The 19,455-nt window shown below is 46.9% G+C and carries 21 protein-coding genes; 15 read left to right on the plus strand and 6 right to left on the minus strand.

The window, feature by feature from the left end; genetic code table 11:
• Window positions 1-267 precede the first annotated feature (267 nt).
• The 11 genes from ACIDITHRIX25_RS97295 (at window position 268) to ACIDITHRIX25_RS97345 (ending at window position 8,650) form a co-directional block, all read left to right on the plus strand.
• Complete coding sequence (locus ACIDITHRIX25_RS97295) at window positions 268-516, plus strand: helix-turn-helix domain-containing protein (RefSeq protein WP_052605479.1); 249 nt, start codon at window positions 268-270, stop codon at window positions 514-516.
• Between the two features lie 127 nt (window positions 517-643).
• The gene (locus tag ACIDITHRIX25_RS97300) at window positions 644-1,144 is read left to right on the plus strand and encodes a transposase (RefSeq protein WP_283770438.1); all 501 of its coding nucleotides are present in this window, start codon (window positions 644-646) and stop codon (window positions 1,142-1,144) included.
• A 292-nt stretch (window positions 1,145-1,436) separates the two neighbouring features.
• Window positions 1,437-2,507 (plus strand): ABC transporter ATP-binding protein, encoded by a 1,071-nt coding sequence (locus ACIDITHRIX25_RS97305; protein ID WP_082058725.1) that lies wholly within the window; start codon window positions 1,437-1,439, stop codon window positions 2,505-2,507.
• Window positions 2,504-3,757: an ABC transporter permease gene (locus tag ACIDITHRIX25_RS97310; protein ID WP_052606304.1), complete on the plus strand. Its 1,254-nt coding sequence runs from the start codon at window positions 2,504-2,506 to the stop codon at window positions 3,755-3,757. The genes ACIDITHRIX25_RS97305 and ACIDITHRIX25_RS97310 overlap by 4 nt, the downstream gene beginning before the upstream one ends.
• 81 nt (window positions 3,758-3,838) lie before the next feature.
• Window positions 3,839-4,777 (plus strand): flagellar motor switch protein FliM, encoded by a 939-nt coding sequence (locus ACIDITHRIX25_RS97315; protein ID WP_052606305.1) that lies wholly within the window; start codon window positions 3,839-3,841, stop codon window positions 4,775-4,777.
• Window positions 4,764-5,099 carry a flagellar motor switch protein FliN gene (fliN, locus tag ACIDITHRIX25_RS97320; protein WP_082058726.1) on the plus strand — a complete coding sequence of 112 codons (336 nt, stop codon included), beginning with the start codon at window positions 4,764-4,766 and terminating at the stop codon, window positions 5,097-5,099. Before ACIDITHRIX25_RS97315 ends, fliN begins: the two co-directional genes overlap by 14 nt.
• Before the next feature lie 122 nt (window positions 5,100-5,221).
• The gene (locus tag ACIDITHRIX25_RS97325) at window positions 5,222-5,758 is read left to right on the plus strand and encodes a flagellar biosynthetic protein FliO (RefSeq protein ID WP_052606306.1); all 537 of its coding nucleotides are present in this window, start codon (window positions 5,222-5,224) and stop codon (window positions 5,756-5,758) included.
• A 62-nt stretch (window positions 5,759-5,820) separates the two neighbouring features.
• Window positions 5,821-6,468, plus strand: coding sequence for a flagellar type III secretion system pore protein FliP (gene fliP, locus ACIDITHRIX25_RS97330; protein ID WP_052606332.1), 648 nt, complete (start codon window positions 5,821-5,823; stop codon window positions 6,466-6,468).
• Window positions 6,465-6,737, plus strand: coding sequence for a flagellar biosynthesis protein FliQ (fliQ, locus tag ACIDITHRIX25_RS97335; protein WP_052606307.1), 273 nt, complete (start codon window positions 6,465-6,467; stop codon window positions 6,735-6,737). The genes fliP and fliQ overlap by 4 nt, the downstream gene beginning before the upstream one ends.
• Window positions 6,738-6,741: 4 nt before the next feature.
• Entirely contained in the window at window positions 6,742-7,512 is a 771-nt protein-coding gene (locus ACIDITHRIX25_RS97340) for a flagellar biosynthetic protein FliR (RefSeq protein ID WP_052606308.1), read from the plus strand.
• Window positions 7,513-7,516: 4 nt separating this feature from the next.
• On the plus strand, window positions 7,517-8,650 hold the full coding sequence (locus tag ACIDITHRIX25_RS97345) for an EscU/YscU/HrcU family type III secretion system export apparatus switch protein (protein WP_052606309.1): 1,134 nt from the start codon (window positions 7,517-7,519) through the stop codon (window positions 8,648-8,650).
• A gap of 571 nt (window positions 8,651-9,221) precedes the next feature.
• On the opposite strand, the gene ACIDITHRIX25_RS97350 is transcribed toward ACIDITHRIX25_RS97345, so the two are convergent.
• Entirely contained in the window at window positions 9,222-10,238 is a 1,017-nt protein-coding gene (locus tag ACIDITHRIX25_RS97350; RefSeq protein ID WP_052606310.1) for a glycosyltransferase family 2 protein, read from the minus strand.
• 305 nt (window positions 10,239-10,543) lie between these two features.
• Here ACIDITHRIX25_RS97350 and ACIDITHRIX25_RS97355 point away from each other — a divergent pair, with 305 nt between their 5' ends.
• The 3 genes from ACIDITHRIX25_RS97355 to ACIDITHRIX25_RS97365 are packed head-to-tail and all read left to right on the plus strand — an operon-like array spanning window position 10,544 to window position 14,484.
• Window positions 10,544-12,595: a flagellar biosynthesis protein FlhA gene (locus tag ACIDITHRIX25_RS97355; RefSeq protein WP_052606311.1), complete on the plus strand. Its 2,052-nt coding sequence runs from the start codon at window positions 10,544-10,546 to the stop codon at window positions 12,593-12,595.
• Window positions 12,573-14,156, plus strand: a complete 1,584-nt coding sequence (locus ACIDITHRIX25_RS97360; RefSeq protein ID WP_201733369.1) for a hypothetical protein — start codon at window positions 12,573-12,575, stop codon at window positions 14,154-14,156. Before ACIDITHRIX25_RS97355 ends, ACIDITHRIX25_RS97360 begins: the two co-directional genes overlap by 23 nt.
• 16 nt (window positions 14,157-14,172) lie before the next feature.
• Window positions 14,173-14,484 (plus strand): hypothetical protein, encoded by a 312-nt coding sequence (locus tag ACIDITHRIX25_RS97365; protein WP_201733370.1) that lies wholly within the window; start codon window positions 14,173-14,175, stop codon window positions 14,482-14,484.
• 623 nt (window positions 14,485-15,107) lie between these two features.
• Here ACIDITHRIX25_RS97365 and ACIDITHRIX25_RS97370 read toward each other — a convergent pair.
• The 5 genes from ACIDITHRIX25_RS97370 to ACIDITHRIX25_RS97390 all read right to left on the minus strand — a co-directional run bounded on the left by ACIDITHRIX25_RS97370 (window position 15,108) and on the right by ACIDITHRIX25_RS97390 (window position 19,204).
• Entirely contained in the window at window positions 15,108-15,965 is an 858-nt protein-coding gene (locus ACIDITHRIX25_RS97370) for an OmpA/MotB family protein (protein WP_201733371.1), read from the minus strand.
• 4 nt (window positions 15,966-15,969) lie between these two features.
• The gene (locus ACIDITHRIX25_RS97375) at window positions 15,970-16,767 is read right to left on the minus strand and encodes a flagellar motor protein (protein WP_052606316.1); all 798 of its coding nucleotides are present in this window, start codon (window positions 16,765-16,767) and stop codon (window positions 15,970-15,972) included.
• A 2-nt stretch (window positions 16,768-16,769) separates the two neighbouring features.
• A complete protein-coding gene (locus ACIDITHRIX25_RS97380) occupies window positions 16,770-17,027 on the minus strand; it encodes a flagellar FlbD family protein (RefSeq protein WP_052606317.1) in 258 nt (85 codons plus the stop codon).
• A 478-nt stretch (window positions 17,028-17,505) separates the two neighbouring features.
• A complete protein-coding gene (locus tag ACIDITHRIX25_RS97385) occupies window positions 17,506-18,783 on the minus strand; it encodes a flagellar hook protein FlgE (protein WP_201733372.1) in 1,278 nt (425 codons plus the stop codon).
• A gap of 79 nt (window positions 18,784-18,862) precedes the next feature.
• Window positions 18,863-19,204 carry a flagellar hook capping FlgD N-terminal domain-containing protein gene (locus ACIDITHRIX25_RS97390; protein ID WP_502756222.1) on the minus strand — a complete coding sequence of 114 codons (342 nt, stop codon included), beginning with the start codon at window positions 19,202-19,204 and terminating at the stop codon, window positions 18,863-18,865.
• 4 nt (window positions 19,205-19,208) lie between these two features.
• On the opposite strand from ACIDITHRIX25_RS97390, the gene ACIDITHRIX25_RS97395 reads away from it, so the two are divergent.
• On the plus strand, window positions 19,209-19,454 hold the full coding sequence (locus ACIDITHRIX25_RS97395) for a hypothetical protein (protein ID WP_052606320.1): 246 nt from the start codon (window positions 19,209-19,211) through the stop codon (window positions 19,452-19,454).
• The last annotated feature ends 1 nt before the right edge of the window (window position 19,455 follow it).

The raw sequence follows: 19,455 nt of genomic DNA on the forward strand, positions 1-19,455 counted from the left end.
GCTTGACGTTAAAGGTGTCATTGTCAACGATATTTTTATCTCAAAAGATGAAATTGTTGTAGATGTCAAACTTGCACGATCCAAACTCGCATGTCCACCGTGTTGTTGAATAAGCCGTAAATTCAAAACCAAATACCGCTACGACATCAGAACTTATCAACTCACGCTGGAGACATCTTGACATGGGAATACGTCGTACTTGGATCTCTTGTGCCCTACGGAGACCGAAATGCCCCAATCATGGAGTAATCACTGAGTCAGTGCCATTTGGGTGACCGGTATCGCAAATCTCGCTTCACGAGAGACTTTGAACATCTAGTTGCCGGCTCAACCGCAAAGATGGATAAAACAACAGTTACGAAGCTCACCCGAATTGCTCAGAAAACAGTTGGTACGATCTGTGAGAGAGTAGTAGCCAAAGAGATCGATCCAAAGCGACTAGAGAAGCTCTCAATAATAGGGGTAGATGAGATTGCCTATCGTAAACACCATAAGTACATAACCCAAGTTATTTAGAGCCCGTAACAGATCATGAAACTGGAAAGATCGTCTATGGAGCAGAAGGAAAAAGCGCTAAGAGTCTAGATGGGTTCTTATGTGAGCTTGGTTCGCAACGTTCCAAGCTCTCACACAAGTAGCAACAATGGACATGGGACCAGCTTTTGCTAAAGCTTTCGCTGATCGCACACCAGATACTCAAATCGCACTCGATCCTTTTCATGTCGTTAAATTGGGCACTGAGGCCCTGGAGGAGGTAAGATGCGACCTATGGCGCCAACTGAGAAAACTTCCTACTCCAGATTACGCCCGTAGGTTTGTGAGTGCAAGATGGGCATTACTAAAGAATCCTGGTGATTTGACTCAACGCCAAAATGAGACTCTACGTCAAATAAAGTCAACCGCTGCAATACTCCTAAAGCCCTTAGAGATGAAAGAATCCCTAAGAGGGATATTCGGTACTGGATTATCCAATGACGAAGTAGCTGAGTTCTTGGATTCCTGGTGTGCTCGTGCTTCACGATCACAGATACCTAGCTTTGTCAGATTGTCAAAGACAATTCGAATCCATAAAGCTGGAATTATGGCTGCTATTGAGCCCCCTAGCTTGAAAAGGGTGTCTCTAATGGAAGGCTTGAGGGTCTAAACAATATATTAGATCCGCCATTGCTAGATGCTATGGTCTTCACTCTGCAAAATCAACACTTGGCTTGGTGATGCTTTCATGCGGTCCGATTGATCTCAAGCTCCCCTACGAAAGGGTTGCTTGATCCACATCTATGTTAGGAGAGCCAAATTTGGTTCTAGAGCAGAAATCCTAACACTTGGTCTCATTGTTCTATCTCCAATTACTATCACATCACAACACCTTAGAATATGGCCAACCACATTTGCATAGATAGCAATACCTAATTACTCATCTTGAGGAGTAATTAGGTATGAGAAGATTTCCTATAGTTATCCAAATAGATATTAGGTCCTACCAAAGTCAGAGGGGACATTACAAACATATGCTCGATTTGATAGATCTCACCAAGACGTACGGCCAAGTTAAAGCTCTTGATCGAATGACATTTTCCGTTCAACCTGGAGCAGTATTTGGGTTTCTTGGCCCAAATGGATCTGGCAAAACCACGGCAATGCGATCAATCTTCGGGTTGATCTCGCTTGAGGCCGGCCATGTCCAATGGAAAAACGCACCCATTACGCCCGATGAAATAAGACAATTCGGATATATGCCAGAAGAACGCGGGCTGTACCCCAAAATGTCAGTAATGGATCACCTAGTCTACCTAGGTCGTCTTCATAGCCTATCCACTGAAACCGCTACCAAAAGGGCGCAGGCTCTTATAGACGAATTAGAGGTTAAAGGTGGTGGAAGTGCCAAAGTAGAGTCGTTATCGCTAGGAAACAAACAAAGGACCCAGATTGCAGCGGCGCTCATACATGAGCCCACCCTGTTGGTTATGGATGAGCCATTTTCTGGCCTCGATCCTATCTCGATTGAGGTAGTGCGCGGGATATTTAAAAAATATGCGCAGGAGGGCAAGACTGTACTCTTCTCATCGCATCAGCTAGAAGTGGTCGAGGACCTTTGCGAATCAGTGGCGATAGCTTACCAAGGTCGAATCGTCGCCTGGGATCGGCTCACAACGCTCACAGAGTTAGATAAAGACCTAATCATCAAGGTCCAAGACGATTTAGATGGTAACTATCTAAATCAAATTGATGATATCTCAATTTTAGATAATCATGAGGGCACCTTTCGACTACGCCTCGCACGACCAGAATTGGCTCCAGTCGTATTGCACAGAGCTATGGAGTTCGGGACCTTAGAGCGATACGAAGTCGCGCGAAGACGCCTCTCCGATGTTTTCAAGGAAGCCATCTCAACCTCTGGCCTATCAAATAGCCAATGGGAAACAAGAGATGACTTCGACGAAGACCTAAAATTCAAGGCAGAACACCAAACCGAACTAGGCCACGACCTAAAAGATGAGATCTCATGAAACTGAAACGACCCCAATTCGGGACTTCCTCGCTGGCACTAATCGCTAAGAGAGAAATTAGACAGCGCACCAATTCAAGAGCATTTAGGATAGCAACGATCCTAACGATGCTCGCAGCCTTTGCATATGTTCTGGTACCGCATTTAACCGCATCAAAGGCTGGACCTCAAAGCGTCGGTATCGAATCCTCTGCCCCAAAATCCGTTCTAGAGGCTTTTCAAATCGCCTCAACTGAAATTGGTGTTCACATTCGGATCGAAACCATCGCATCATCCAGCCAACTTGAGAAAGAAGTTCGAAGCCAAGCCATATCCGTTGGCTATTCACCATCAAAGCGATTCCTAATAAATTCCGCCTCTACCTCCTCTTCATCTTACGTTCTAGCCAATAGGACCGCCAATGTTCTTGCAACCATCAACGCACAGGATCAAGCAGGATTGACAAAGAGCCAACTCTATATAATCAATCATCCCGCTCCTTTTTCAATCACCTCCTTAACGCCAAGTAAAGCACCAAATCAGGGAGCGCAAAAAGCTGCGATCTTCGAGTTGATATTAATGTACGTTCTTCTATCCCAATACTCCAGTTGGGTAATGTTTGGAATAATCGAGGAAAAATCGACCCGAGTCATAGAGGTCCTTTTGTCGATCGTACGTCCAATTCAACTATTGACGGGAAAAATTGCTGGGATTGCAGTCGTAGCCCTCATACATGCCACCTTACTGATCCTCTCGCTAATCGTGGGGTTAGCTGTAATTGGAGTGTCGCCGACCAGCGTCGTCTCCGGATCACTCTTGGTCACTGGTCCTATCTGGTTCATCGCAGGTTATGGCTTTTATGCAACTCTCTTTGCTTCGGTAGGATCGATGGTCTCTCGAGTTGAAGATGCCCAAGCTGTTAGTTTCCCATTGGTTCTACCAATGCTTGCCGGCTATGGACTTGGCTTCTTTGAGGTCGCATCGTCCTCTCCCTCGCTATTGGCCAAAGTGCTCGTATTCATCCCTGGGGTATCGCCATTTTTGGCACCGGTTCTTTTTTCTCTTGGAAAAATCTCACTTGCATATTTCATAGGTTCGATTGCAGTTTCAATAATTGCGACTGTCCTAGTCGCACGAATAGGTGCTCGTATCTACATTGCTTCAATTTTGCGAATAGGTGCCCGCGTAAAGTTTTCCGAACTAGGCCCTATGGTTCTAAGACGCTCCAAAGGCCACGACTCTAAAAAACTGCACCAACTACCTCCCCTTTGAATTAGCGACCAACTAAATTTAGGAAATTCCACTCGAGATATTGAAGATTGGTTATGGAAGTGCCGAAAACTATAGATAGGTATGACTCAGACTTCCTTCGACATCGCAAATGTCTCTAAAAAAAATAACAAGCGAGCTCCTAGAAACTTCGACTTTCGCCAGCCGAAGTCTCTAGAGCGTAACCAACTTAGAACCCTCCAATTGATATTGGAGAGCTTTCTAAGGGCAGCTTCGTCGGTCCTATCTGCCAACCTTCGCATGCCATTTCGATTGAACATCGGCGAGTTAGAACAAAAGCCTTGGGAAGATGTAATCACAATTCTTGAAGATCCTGCGTCAATTGCAGTCTTTTCCCTCCCTCCATTGCCGTCAAAGGCTCTATGGCATATGCCAATTGAGCTTGTTATGCGTCTCATCGATATGCGACTTGGCGGAAACGGAAGAGGCGAAAACCCAAGAAGATCTCTAAGCGACTTAGAACGGGTTATCGTTCGAAATCTCATCGAAGAGATGCTTGCCCAATTAATTCCGGCATTCGCCCCAATAACCCAAATTTCAATAGGATCCATCCATCAAGAAGCATCCCTTCAATTTGTTCAGCTTGTATCGCTGTCTGAGATGTGCGTCTTGGCTCAAGTTGAGATGTCAATCTCAAATGACCCGCCAATTCAAACGGCTATCTGCCTACCATTTCCGCTACTTCGTCCCATCACTGACATATTAAACAATCGAGCCAACCCAGTAGAAGACGCGGCCGATACCACCTTAAGCCATGATTTAGAGGCTCGGCTATTTGACATTGAGGTAGAGGCAACGGTGGAATTCGAGCCAACGTCTCTTACCTCACGAGAGATAGTCTCTCTTTCGGTCGGTGACGTGGTGCGATTGAAACATCGAAAAGGTAACCCTCTGAAAATAAAGGTCGATGGAACCTATCTTTACTGGGCTCAACCGACACAGGTCGGTAAACGAGTTGCCTGTCTATTAGTCGAACCGGAGGAGACAAATGACCGACATTAGTACTGACTTTTCCGATACTAATCAAAATGGAAACGAAAACTTTCTTGGGAAGAGACTTGAATCAGACCTTGGTCCGCTAGGGGTTATCCAAAATGTCGAGATGGAGATTACGGTCGAATTGGGTCGCGCCAAGATGTCAGTTCGAGAACTCCTCTCCCTGACAAGCGGCGACGTCGTAGAGCTCGATCGCTTGGCCACCTCCCCAGTGGATGTTCTGGTGAATGGAACCCTAGTAGCCAGAGCAGAGGTAGTCGTCGTAGAAGACGAATTCGGCATACGTATCACCGAAGTGGTCGGCCGAGATGAGCGAAGCGACTCCTAGCCAAGCGAGTCAACTTTATCACTTAATTTTTCTATTACTTTTCAAACACGGAAGAATCCAAACCCTGCCAAGGATCGGCTTATTTAGACATCGCGATATGCGATGTCAGGAGAGTTACTTCAATGAGCATGGTCCTTCTAGCAGCACGAGTTGTTCTTTCCTTGGGAGCGACAATTGGAATCATCCTTCTCTTTTCAAAAATCTACCAAAAGCGAATGGTCAAAGGGACGCGACCCAAGCCCAAGCAGTTGCAGAATCTTGTCATCAAGAGTCGAATAACCATTGGGAAATCGAGCCAGATCGCCCTTGTAGAGTTCGGAGAGCACTCCTTTATCGTTGGAATCACGCCGTCCAACATCTCGCTAATCTCAAAGATAGAGGCCGAATCAAATGATGAAAGCTCCCATGAAGCCTTAGATGCCACAAACCTACTTGTCATGAAACCGCAAAAGCGCCAGGGTGGATATCAAGGTGAAGTTATCGACTTGACTGACGATGCAAATCAGCTCTCTAATAATAGCCTTGAGGATCTGACTGCACAGATCAGACAAAGCCAAGGTCGCTCAGGTACAAAACTTCGATTTGAAGAAGCTCTCGCTACCAAACTCTCCCAGAGCCTATTTAGTGGAACCCAAAGATTCACCAAGGCAAGCCGATGACACCCATTCTCGCAGCCGCCGGTCTCATAACACCGACCACAACAACTCTTCCTACCGTCAGCATCAATCTAGGTAACACCCTCACAAAGCCAAGTCAGAGTATTATTGTCATTCTGCTGTTGAGCCTGCTTTCAATAGCACCATCGCTTCTAATTATGATGACTAGCTTTGTCCGCATTATCATCGTCCTTTCCATTACCAAAAACGCCCTGGGCCTCTCAACGATCCCCCCAAGTCAGGTCCTGACAGGACTTGCCCTATTTATGACATTCTTTATTATGGCGCCAACCTTCACCCAGATTAATAATGTTGCAGTCTCACCGTATCTAAACGGCAAAATATCAGCAGTGACTGCATACAATGACGCCCAGGCGCCCCTGAAGACTTGGATGCTCAAACAAACTCGCACACCCGAGCTAGCGCTCTTTACACAGGTGACAAACCAACATCCCGCAAAGCCACAAGACATCTCAATGAGTGCATTGGTTCCGGCCTTCATGCTCTCTGAGCTCAAGTCTGCCTTCATTATTGGCTTCGTTATCTACATACCTTTTATGATCGTGGATCTGGTGGTCGCATCGATATTGATGTCAATGGGAATGATGATGATACCACCAACACTTATCTCTCTGCCCTTTAAACTTCTTTTATTTGTGCTGGTGGATGGCTGGACCCTGGTGGTTCATGGGCTACTGGTGAGCTTTCGGTGACCGACTCTCAAGTAATAAATATTGCAGGACAAGCACTCTACCTAATTGGCAAGATCGCAGGGCCAGTTATGGTAGCAACCCTTGCAATCGGACTGATCGTCTCCTTTATCCAGGCGATAACGCAGATTCAAGAGCCAACTCTAACTTTTGTTCCAAAACTAGTCGTGGCGGCGGCCGTGCTATTTGTTGGGGGACATTGGATGATCGGCCAATTGATCTCCTTCACCGACTCGCTGTTTTCTCAACTACCTCAGCTACTGGCTGGATGAGACCGTGACGCTCTCTGAAGCATCCTTGCTCTTGTTGCTTGGCGCACTGCTTCGCATCGGAGCATTCGTTGCTGTCGCACCGCCATTTTCATCACAGCAGATCCCGGTCTCAGTTAGAGTCGGTCTCTCCTTGGCGATGGCACTTCCAGCAGCTCATCTCTTGGCAGTTCCAAGTGGGACATTTTCAAACCCCAACTCGACGCTAATCTTTCTGGTTGTACAAGTCGTATTAGGGCTGGCCCTTGGAGTCCTTGTCAACACATTGATATCGGCCTTTTCTAGCGCTGGCTTTCTTAGTGGTCTACTCGGTGGATTTTCACCTCCGCCTCAATTAGACCCACTGAGTTTAAACCAAAACTCTGGACTTGGCATCTTGTACGAGATGATCGCACTTATGCTCTTATTCACCTCAGGTGCCTACCTATTTATTCTAAAAGGACTATTTGTATCACTGAAGATCGCGATGCCAACCCACATCTCATCCTCTGCGATTAGTCAACTAGTTATTAACAACTTCTCGACCTTCTTCGGAGCGACCCTGCAGATAGCAGCGCCAATTGCAGCGGTGGCCTTTACGGTCCAAATACTCTTATCCATCCTCTCTAAGGTCTCACCTTCGATCTCTATCTATGCACTCTCATTTCCCATTCAAATCTTGGCAACAATCCTGGTCGTCTCCTTGGTAATTTCGAATCTTCCTGGCTTTGTACAACTAATTAGTGGTGACTCGGTAACGACGATGATGAACTTCATGCGTTTGATCAACGGGGGGTGACCAGATGGCCGCCGACAAGAAGAGTAAGACTGAAAAACCCACCGCTAAACGAATCAAAAAGGCGAGATCTGAGGGTAGTGTAGCAAAATCTCCGGAATTATTTTCATGGTTTTCACTTTTAGCAGCGACGATTCTGATGCCAATCCTATTGGGACCTGCCGAACAAAAGATCGAGGTGCTCTTTTATACAATTCCTCGCGTAACCCTGAATCCAACGACAACAAGCACAACGGCCATGCTCAGCGATGGATTCAGCGCATTCGTATTGATTGTGGGTCCGATAATTGGAGGAGCAGCCCTTGTTGCTATCATCATTTCGGTTGCTCAAACGGGATTTGGTCTCTTCTATAAATCTATAACCCCTAAACTCTCCAAAGTCTCGCCCCTCAAGGGCATCAAGAAGATCTTTTCTCCATCTGGCCTCACAGAAGTGCTAAAGAGTTTTGTCAAGCTAGTTGTCGTGGTTGGGCTTGGCTATTCACAGGTTCATGGCCTCACATCTTTGCTCTCCACAAATTCAAATCTGGCAATTGGAAGCGTTACAACTGAAACGGCCGGTATTGTCCTAGGAGCTGCCAGAATGATAGCAGGATTTGGTCTAGTAATAGCCGTAGCCGACTATGCCCGTCAGAAAAAAATGCTTACCAAAAGCTTAAAGATGACCAAACAAGAGGTCAAAGAGGAAAACAAAGACGATCAAGGCGATCCAACCGTAAAAGGTAGAATCAGAAGAATGCAGATGCAAATGTCCAGGCAGAGGATGATGGCTGCAATAGCAAAATCAACTGTTGTGGTGGTAAATCCAACCCACTTTGCAGTCGCCCTCTCTTACAACCCCAAGATCTCACCGGCGCCTAGGGTCGTAGCCAAAGGAAAAGATAACATAGCGCTCCTGATAAAGGAACGAGCAAGCCAAAATCATGTTCCGATCGTTCGCGACGCACCATTAGCTCGCGCACTCTATGTTTCCACGAAGATTGACGATCAAATTCCATTTGTGCTTTATAAGGCCGTTGCTAAGCTGATCGCATTCGTCTTCAAGCTATCTGCCTTTGCTAAAAGCCAAGAGATGAGCCACACAACTCCGAGCGCAGAGATCCCCAATGAACTATTAATCAAAGCGGATTCAATTGCCTAGGCGACACCTCTATGGGCAACCAACTATCGCGATTGGCACTGGAGGTAGGCAAAAGATCGATCTAAAGAGCGTCCAAGAGGGCTAACCTACTATCACATCGATTTGAAATATCACGGATCAAATTGAGATATCGCTACGTGAAGTAAAAGCCCCTAGAACCCAGACTATCTATAGTCGACCTATAGTCGACCTATAGTCGACCTATAGTCGACCTATAGTCGACCTATAGTCGACTAACCAGAGCTCGCCTAGGTCCGTCCATTCAAAAAGATTGTCTCTTTGGGATCGTCTCTTTGGGATCGTCTCTTTAAAGCAAGCGAGGCGGCCAAAGTGCCGTCCTTAGAAAAAGAATCAAACGAAATCTAAAACCAAAGATCGACTTCTACCTCAGGTCAACAAAGTCTCGACTTTCAATCAAAGTTAGTTCGAGGGGGCTCAACGCTAAAGGCAAAAACGCTCTACGGCAAATAAATTGACCTTGGTCACAAGGCCTCAGATTCCTCTATTTACTTTGGCGCTGTAATCGGGTGCTTATCTCTGCCTGGTTGATTCAGTCCCTTTTTCAAAGACTCTATCCTGTGGACTCCTCAAGTTCACTGAGTGCAAGACAGAGCGAGCGAAATTCTACTACCCGAGCTCGATCGAACTCACACCCCGAAGGATCGATGACTTGGTCCACGCCTTCTAGAAAGTCCAATGCATCGTGTGGTTGACCGGCTTGAGCCAAAGCCTGGGCGCACAACCAATTGCAATATCGCTCTTCACCACCACGCTGGCGTAGCGAGATCGCCAAGCTTATGCAATAGCGGAACCTTCCAAGGGCAAGATATTGGCGTGCTAGAAAGTCAGTAGCGCACATCCAAAGTTGCGGGTCTCTAGCGGTGCCCCGAGCTTGCTCAAAATATTCACAAGACTCTTCTCTACGGCCTAAAGTGACTAAACTGCGCCCAACTTCGAAGGCCTTTTGCGCAAGGAGGTTTTGATCGAACGAGAACTCTTGGTGATCTAACAAGTCACGAAGAGCCAGGGTATAATTTCGCTCACCTTTAACCAAACAATCATCCTCATTTTGATAGCCAACGTCAATAATCTTCATTATCGACGACTCCAAAAAAGAGACCACTGGTTCAAAGCCATCTGGGGTCAAAACCTTCTCATGAACCCGATTAAACCAGCGAAGTTCCGTCCTGGTAAAGAGCCGTGGAGCTCGAAAAGAGTAATCTCCTCCAAAGCTAGTTGCGCTTTTCACTTCTATATCAATCAAATAAGCTTGAGTACCTCTTGGATATCTAAGCGCAAAGTCCAAAGCGTCCCAATTTACTTCCACCCATTCGTCTGCATCGATGCTCAAAATCCACTCCGACGAGGCGAGATCTAGCGCTGCATTTCTGGCGAGGGCAAAGTCGTCTTTCCAGGAGACCGAAAAAACCTTGGCACCAAAACCCTGCGCAATCTCAACTGTACGATCATTCGAACCGGTATCTACGACCACGATCTCATCGACATGGCCATAGACAGAGCTCAGACACCTCTCCAGGTGGATCTCTTCATTTTTTGTTATAAGACATGCGCTTATGGTCTTGACCATATTTTAATTATTCGACCTAACAACGAGGAGACTTGAATAGCATTTAACGGCGACGATTTAGATCGCGATCCTAGCCATTTTGCCCTTCTGCGGCTGGTGCACCTTGGTTGGATTCCAACTGGCCCGACCCAAGAGATAAAATACATTGATTGATCGCCAACTCTAGCAATCGAAGACGAAGCTCAAAGTAAATCAAGTAAAAATTTTAGTCAGACCTTCAAGCTGTCGAAAATTATTGAAAGCCAGGACGGCTCTTTGGAACTTAACCATGATGGTTGCGTAAGAACGCGATGTGAGGATAAGTCTTGAAGGCTGGTAAATGGACGCTCTTTGGTGTTCCCTTGGCAATCGTAGCGATCGTTGTCATGTTGGTGGTACCTATACCATCGATACTTTTGGACATCTTGATATCTATCAACATAACCTTTGCCGTGCTCGTGCTAATGATGGCGATACGAGTGAAATCAGTCTTGGAATTTTCTGCCTTTCCATCGGTCTTGCTCATCGCTACGGTCTTTCGCCTTGCGCTCAATATAAGCGCCACACGCCTAGTTCTCCTGCATGGATTCGCTGGATCCGTTATTGAAAGTTTTGGCCACTTTGTCGTCGGTGGCTCGATCGTTGTCGGCCTAGTAATCTTCTTTATCCTCTTCATCATCCAGTTCGTTGTAATTACAAATGGTGCCGGAAGAGTCGCTGAAGTCGCAGCTCGATTCACACTCGATGCAATGCCTGGAAAGCAGATGGCAATCGACGCCGACCTAAATGCAGGCCACATCAATGAGGCTGAAGCACGATTGAGAAGAGAAAAGATCTCAAAAGAGGCTGACTTCTACGGAGCTATGGATGGCGCATCGAAGTTTGTAAAAGGCGATGCCATCGCAGCCGTCATAATCACGATGATAAACCTTATAGGTGGATTTACCGTAGGCGTACTACAGAATCATCTTGGGCTCACTCAGGCGATTTCTACCTACTCGCTCCTGAGCGTTGGAGACGGTTTAGTCTCACAGATTCCGGCTCTATTGCTCTCAGTTTCAACTGGCCTTATCGTAACCAGATCAGCTGGAGAAAACGACTTTGGTTTAGACCTACTATCGCAATTCAAATCTCAAAAACATGCTATGACCATGGCTGGAGGTATCATCGCCGGCCTTGGAATCCTCCCAGGACTTCCGAAGCTCCCATTTATACTCGTTGGTTCAGTTGTCTATATAATTGGTCGTCGAAACAACGCACAAGCTGACGCTAGCGCCAAGGTGGAAAAAGAAGAGCCAAAGGTAATAGCTCCGCTTCCACTTGACACCCCAGAAGCCCTTATGAACACTATGAAGGTGGAACCTCTCACTCTGGAACTTGCAATTGATCTTTTGGATCTATTGGATACTCCCATGGGTGGCGACCTTTTGGATCGCGTTCGAGGCCTTCGTCGCAAGATTGCAAATGAACTAGGGCTTGTCCTCCCACCGGTAAGAACTAGAGACAACATAGAGCTAGCCATGACTGAATATGCGATCTCAGTCCATGAAGTACAAGTCGCAAAAGGACGAGCCCCTCAAGGGCGATCTCTAGCAATCGGAGGCGATCTCCATCTAATCCCGGGCGAGATGGATAAAGAACCAGTCTTTGGCCTTGAGGCCAAGTGGATCCCCTCTTCAATGAAGCAACAGGCCATGATGATGGGTGCGACAGTTGTCGACCGCTCGTCAGTAATTACCACCCACCTCTCCGAGGTGGTAAAACGTCACGCAGGCGAACTACTCTCACGACAACAAGTCAAAGAACTCATAGACGCTATCAAAAAAGGAAATGAGGCGGTTGTAGAGGAGTTGGGAGCAGCTGGCATAAACCTCTCGGAAGTACAGCGAACCCTAAAAGATATCCTCGACGAAGGCGTCCCGATTCGCGATCTCACACGAATCTTAGAAGCTATCACCGAAAGAGCTCGTGTGAGTCGCGATCCCGATAACCTCCTCGAAGCCGCAAGAGTGGCGCTTGGCCCGTCGATAGTCTCACTAAAACTCACCGATGGCGAGCTGCCTATGATCACACTGGACGGCCTTGTAACCACGCATTTGATGGAAACGCTCAAAATTACAGAGGCTGGTCTGACCCTTGGAGCCGACCCCACATATGTTAGACGAGTTGTCGACGAGGTGGGAGCGATATTTGCAGACTCAGAAACCAAGGGAAAGTCCCCGGTTCTAGTCGTCCAACCCAAGCTTAGGGCAGCGACCTACCGAACCATACACCCTCTAATACCTCGATTAAGCGTCATTTCGACCGCCGAACTGGGTGGTTCATACCGCCCCAATCTGATAGGAGTAGTGAGCCTTGTCAACGCTTCAGCAATTTGAGGGTGAATCCCTCGAGCTCCTGATTCTCAATGTGAAGAATCAATGGGGCTCCGCCGCAAAGATTATAAAAGCCGAAAAGATTAAGCCAGCGGGATTAAAGTCGCTGGTCTACAAAGAGAGATTCTCCATTCTCGTTGAAATCTCCGACAATCCCAACTTCTCAAATGCTTTAGTTGAAGACCGTTTTCGTGCGGAATCAGCCCGTCTAAGAGAAGATACTCTCGTTCGAGATCCTGCTGAATTTGCGGTACGACTAGCACGTGCATACGGAGAGGTCGCCCCATCGCAGCCCCAGTCACCTTCGACCTCTCTTCCGTTTCCAAATTTAAAGGTATCTTCGAACCCATCACAGCACCTCTTAGACGATCCATCCGATCCGGATAAACGAACGCTTCGCTCAAATTCAAAAGGAGCAAAAAAGACAAAGACGCCAAAAGAGGTTACCACTCCCCTTTGGACTCGCCTATCGAAAAAGTTCGATGGCGAAGCTGAAGCTAACGCCCCGACCAATGACAACTTTGAGTTGGACCTCACCAAAGAGAGCAAATCTCCTAAGGCTAGCAAAAATGATCTGGCCTTTGACTTCTCCAGCGAACTCAGCCAAGCATATCTAGGAAGCGATGCCTCAAACGATGAACTCTCAAATGAATATCTAGTCTCTAGAAGCTCCAATAGCTCCTACGATTATTTGGAAGACGACCTCTCCCTTGAACTTCTCGATGACATCTCAAATAATGCGGCAGCACAAGCCACCCCGTCGTCCTATCGAAATTCTCCCGAAAAAGAACAAATAATAGACCTTCGAACTCCAAGTACCTTTGAGCCCAAGACCCCTTTTGAGCCCAAGACCCCACCAGAACCCGAACTTCTGCGTGGGAATGTAATCGAATTAGACGACCTTCGTCAAATTAGAGACAACAGCTCCGCTCACGATACGAAGTCCGATCCTATAACTTGGCTCGAAGCTCGAATCAACAGCCTCACACGGGGCCTAGCTGCCGACATAAACGAACAAAGCCGCCCACCGAGCCCAAACGGAACTCTAAATCAAAGTCGAGATGGAACTCTAAACTCTCCTTCGCTGGCTGCCCTAAGAACGATTTTCATAGGCGAGAAAAGGCAGATCCGCAAAGGTTCCTACCAGCTTTTAGATCTTATTGAATCAGAATATCGGATCGAGAGTCCTTCACTCTTTCTTGCTGTGGCTACAATCGAGCAGATCAACAACCTCTTTGGACAAATTGAAACCTCTAATTCTCCAATGACAATTGCAATGGAGATCGACGAAGAATCGCTAAACCCGACAGAAGTGGCCTTTGTACGTCGCGAACTTGGCCTTCCATCTACATATCTATTTTGTGATCCACGGTGGTCTAATGCCTATATCAATCATCTAGCCCGAGAACTCGGTGGCAAAAGCGCAATGACGCTCGTCTTTTTGAGCAACTCGCCTGGCTTTGACGCAAACAACTTCGACCTGCCAGTTCTGAACCTGGCAACAAATCAAGCCGGTCGAGTTGTTCCAACCAAGATGACCAGGTCGCAAAGTAACCCTGATTGATAGGAGGTGAGACTCGATGCACTTTCGACCAAAACTAACATTGGCAGCATCTGCTGCGATTACCTTTCCGGCCTTTTCGTCTTATAGTGCGGGCTTCATCTCCCTCAACGACCTTCTTGGCCGTGCATTAATCTCAATTGCGGTCTCGTTTGTTGGGGTTACCCTTCTTTCGTATGTACTTGCAATCTTTACTGCTCAATCCTTGGAAAATATAGAACTCTTAGATGCCAAGGAGAAGGAGAACAAAGGCGATAATGTGGTGCCTGCCAAACTCGCCTTAGAGGAGATAAACCAACAGACCTCTCAGCCACCACCTGCCATTGGCTAAAAGAGCTAATTTAGAACCTATCGACAACTACGCCATGGCTTCAATCTAAAGAGCATTGTCTCTTTAGATTGAAGCCATGGCGTAGTCAATTTAGTTAACTGATTTAGTTCCATTGCGCCTCACCTTTGCGCCTCACCATTGCACCTCACCATCATCGGCTATCTCAAATGAATCTGCGGAAATCGATCCCTAAATCGATCTTCTCCCAAAATGCTAAAGATAGCTAACTAACTGGACCCTATCAAAGGGTAAAAACATGGTCTTGGATCGTCAAGAAGACAAGAGACGAAAAGAGAAAAGGAAGAGATCAAACAACTACCATAGCGCAGATAGACTCTGCAAAATCAATTTAGAGGTTGCGACCTACAGTACCAATTCGAATCGTGTCTGTGTCCCAATCCCTGGCAACAATCCTGGTCGTCTCCGTGCCAATTGCGCCTGGAGGGTCTTGAACTTTGTAGCCGACCATGAGAAAGTCAATCACAGCTCCAGCTCATATGTTCAGTCGCAGCGCTTTGGTCACACTAATAATGAGGACCCGAGCTCAATGAATCTCTTTATAGATCTATTCACAAAAATGTAGAAATCAACATTCGCTCATGATATCCAGTAGCGCGAGTCAGCTAACCTAGATTCGGAAGCGTAGTCAAGGTCGGCGCTAAAGAGGTGGCCGTAGAAGAGAGACTCGTCGATATCGTCGTGTTGAGAATCACGATATCAACTCGTCGATTTTCCATCATGTTAGCTGGGGTGGTATTTGGAAGCAATGGCTGCGTTGATCCATATCCGGTTGCGCTCAAGCGCGAAGCCAAAATATGATCGTTCTTCACTAAATATTCAAGCACGTTCACGGCACGCATGGCCGATAATTCCATATTAGAGCTGTAAGGTCCTCCTACAATTGGCTGGTTATCGGTGTTACCTTGAATAACTACATTATTTGGAATCGGTGCAATCACCGAGGCGACGGCATCCAAAATCTTGGTTCCACCAGGCTGAACGTTGGCAGAATCAACGGCGAAAAATACCTTATCCGTCAGAATCCTAACAATAACTCCTTGGGAGCTTGTCAAAACACTTACCGAAGAAGAAAGTCCTGAGGATGCGATCGACCTGCTCAACTGGCGTTCTAAGCTAACAGTCGCATTAGAGGAGCTCGAATTTGATGAGGACGAGATCGTAGCCTTAGCTGACGAATTGCCAGGACTCGATACAAGTGAATTCGCTTGTAAAATTCCAGTTCCTCCCGCTTGTAGGGAGTTTATTTGAGGAGAAAATGCAGAGATCACACCAGTCCTAAATTCATTAAATTTCTTTACACTGATAGAACTCATAGCAAAAAGAACCACAAATAGAGCAAGCAAAAGAGTAATCATATCGGCATATGTCAGTAGCCAACGTTCAGAGTGCTCACCAACTTCTTCCTCGTGCTTTTTCTTTCCTCGATGAAGTGCAGGAGCAGTATGTCCCTTAACGCTCATCTTGTTATGCTGCCTTCTTCTTAGAAGCCGCTTTTGCAGCTTCAAGCGCTTCTCGGTCTTTTGGCGCCAAATAGGTCAAGAGTTGCTGTTCGACAATTCGAGGAGCAGATCCCTCTTGAATTGCCAATATCCCATCAAGAGTCAATTGCTTGGCTTTGACTTCTAACTCTCCCATGCGATGAAGTTTGCCTTCGATTGGAAGCCAGATCACATTAGCAGTCATAACACCCCAAAGGGTTGCGGTAAAGGCTGCCGAAATTGCGGGCCCTAGAGTGCTAGGGTTAGAAAGGTTCTGCAGAACATGGACCAAGCCCATAACTGTTCCCAAAATACCAATCGTAGGTGCATATCCTCCCATGTCCTTGAAGATCTTTCCCGCAGCCTTATGCCGTGCCTTCATCGAGTCGATATCGCCCTCTAAAATCATCCGAATTACCTCCGGATCGGAGCCATCCACAACCATTTGAAGGCCCTTTTTCATAAAGGGATCCTCTATGTCTTTTGCCGCAGATTCCAGCACTAATAGGCCTTCCTTGCGTGCAACCTCTGCGTATTTGACTAAATCGGCTATCGACTCCTCTGCCACTGGAGCCTTTGCTAACATTGCAGATTTGATTCCACCGATCAACATAGACATATCTTTAAGACGGACCGTCGCCATAGTAACGCCGATCGTGCCTCCAAAGATCAAAAGCATTGAAGACGGAGCGATCAGCGATGCAGGATTGCCCCCGTCCATTATCATCGAAACCATAATTGCCACTAAGGCAACTCCAATTCCGATTGGTGTTGCGAAATCCATTTCTACCCCTCTTGGTCAGGTCCTATAACCAGTCGAAGTGCGGGAGAGGGCTCTCCGGTGCGTCCCAAATATGCAGCCTCTGCCAAAACAGATGCCTGAAAGGTACGAACCCCAGCAACGATCTCATCGACGCTCTCTCGAACAACGTAATGAGTCCCGTCACTCAGCATTATCACGGTATCAGGGTTAGCCTCAACGCGTTGTATGAGATCCGAATTGATGACCATCTTCTCACCATTCAATCGAGTTAGATTAATCATCTATAAGTTTCCTTTTCGAACATCTCCCGACAATTCCAACACCTAGAGTGTCGGCACTCTAGGTGGCTAATTTAAAGAAATCAATAAATAAATAACGCAATGCTCAAGATCATCGAAATTACAATCTGAAGATTTCCTCAATTGCGTTCGACCAAAAAGGCTGGGGTCCGAGGCAAATAGTGTTTTATTGGATAATCCAAAAATCGATAGATACATTAAACGATGGTGTCTTCGCTATCTCATTTGACACCAATAGTTTCAGGGGTATCGCCTCATGGGGCTGCCCTTTAATCGGTTGAACTATATCTGTTATAGACAATGGAAGTTTCTGACACAACGATCGAGTAGCACGCATATCTTGACTGCTCACGGCATATCCGAAGGCAAAAACATGGGCACCAGGTTCACAGTTACCCGGTGCCCATTTGGCGGATTCGTCGAAGAAAAAGTGATGAATTTATTTATTCAAGGTGGTCAGCTACATCTGAACCAACGACTGAAGGACCATGGAAGTTGTTGAAACCACTTTAGTGTCAGCCTGGTAGGCAGTTTGGGCGACTATCAGGTTCGATAGTTCAGTTCCAAGGCTGACGTTAGAGTTTTCCAAAGAACCACCTAGAAGTTGCCCTCGACCACCAGTACCAGGAGTACCAAGTTGGGCAGTTCCAGAGTTCAAGGTGGATTGATAATTTAGATTACCCACCTTGGTTAGGCCATTTTCATTGGCAAAGTTTGCCATTGCGATAACTCCCAAAGATTGCGTCTTACCGTTTGCATAAGTACCAGTTACCGTCCCGTCAGACCCAATGGAGAAGTTCTGCAAGGTTCCAGAAGGATATCCATCTTGAGAAGCAACCGCTATCGTACTTGATCCAGAAAACTGAGTTACAGCCCCTGTCGTCCCAGCGGCCGGAAAGTCCAAATTCATTCCCGCCGTCGGCACGCTATAGGATGTTGGAAAACCCGTCAACGGTATTGGAGTCGTTGACGTCATTTGCCCGGTGGTCGGATCAAAGGTAATCGTACCGCTCCCTAGGGAGGTGGTGCCTCCCGTTGTACTTCCTGGCGTCGGCGTGGTTACCTTTACGCCATAGCTATCTGCCGTCCCCGATGTGGCTGTAAATGTAACCGTAATTGGTATCTGATTGCCAAGGCTATCATACGCTGTAGTCGTAGCTGTATAGCTTGGCTGCGTGGTAACCGTAGCTCCGTTCCAAGCAGGGAGGTTTCCCCCCAAGGTTATATTCGCTGTAGCTGCTGGATTTGCAGCTTGGCCCTGAGGTATTGATAGGGGCCCTGTCGGTCCTGTAGTTAAGATAGTACCCCCTGCAGTCGTTGGGGACCAGCCTTGGATCAGTGCTCCAGTTTGAGTAACGAGCTGACCGTTGGCATCAAGCTTCAAATTACCAGCTCTGGTGTAGTAAGTTTGGCCATTTTGTTGAGCTACCAAGAAGCCCGTTCCTTGAATTGCAACGTCAGTCGGACTTCCGGTTTGAACATTTGTACCTTCAGTAAAATTAGTACTTGTGCTACTGACACGAACACCGCTACCGACAAAGATTGGGTTTACGCCACCCGTTACTCCAGTCTGCGGCGCTCCAGCAGGAGCTACCTGCTGATTTAAAAGGTCTGCGAACTGGACACTTGTGTCTTGGTATCCAACCGTATTGACGTTTGCAATGTTGTTACCGACATTATCAAGCATTGTCTGTGCGGCATCTATTCCTGATATAGCAGCGGATAAAGAACGAGTCATTTGGCTTGCCTTTCTAATTTAATTGTTGGTCGAATTGAAATACTTATGATTAATAAATGGATAACTAAGAGAGCAAGATCTAAGAGACTGAGCTGACGCTTGCGAGTGGCACGGATTGAGAACCAACATTTAAATTTGGCCCACTTGCTGTTACGGAGACAGAAGATACCAAACCCGAAAAAGGTGTTCCATTGGATAATGTACCCGAAACCGTCTTACCGATCATCGACGTCGACGCCATCACCCCCATCTCCTGGTTCGTTTGAGCTGACGATGTTTGAACCGCTTGAAGCGCCTGAACCATCGTAAGTTGTGCAGTTTGAGTTACAAAGGTAGTCGGATTTGTTGGATTCAGGGGGTTTTGATTCTGCAGCTGTGCGACTAATAGTTGCAAAAACTCACTCGAATTCATCGAAGCAATCGCATTGGTCGAAGTTGCACTCGAACCACCCGACGAGGACGAACTTGGTGTCGTCGAAGTGGATGACGTAGTAGGCGTCGTCGTAGAAGTACTGGTAGGCGTAGTACTGGTAGGCGTCGTCGAGGTTGAAGTGGTGGTTGTGGGTGATGCGATCGAGCTAAAGGTCGGCATTGCAGGTGGGATGATCGGTGGTATCGCCGGTATCGATGAAATAGATGACATTAATTTCCTTCTCTCAAAAAATAGATAGT

This window comes from Acidithrix sp. C25 (assembly GCF_904848545.2).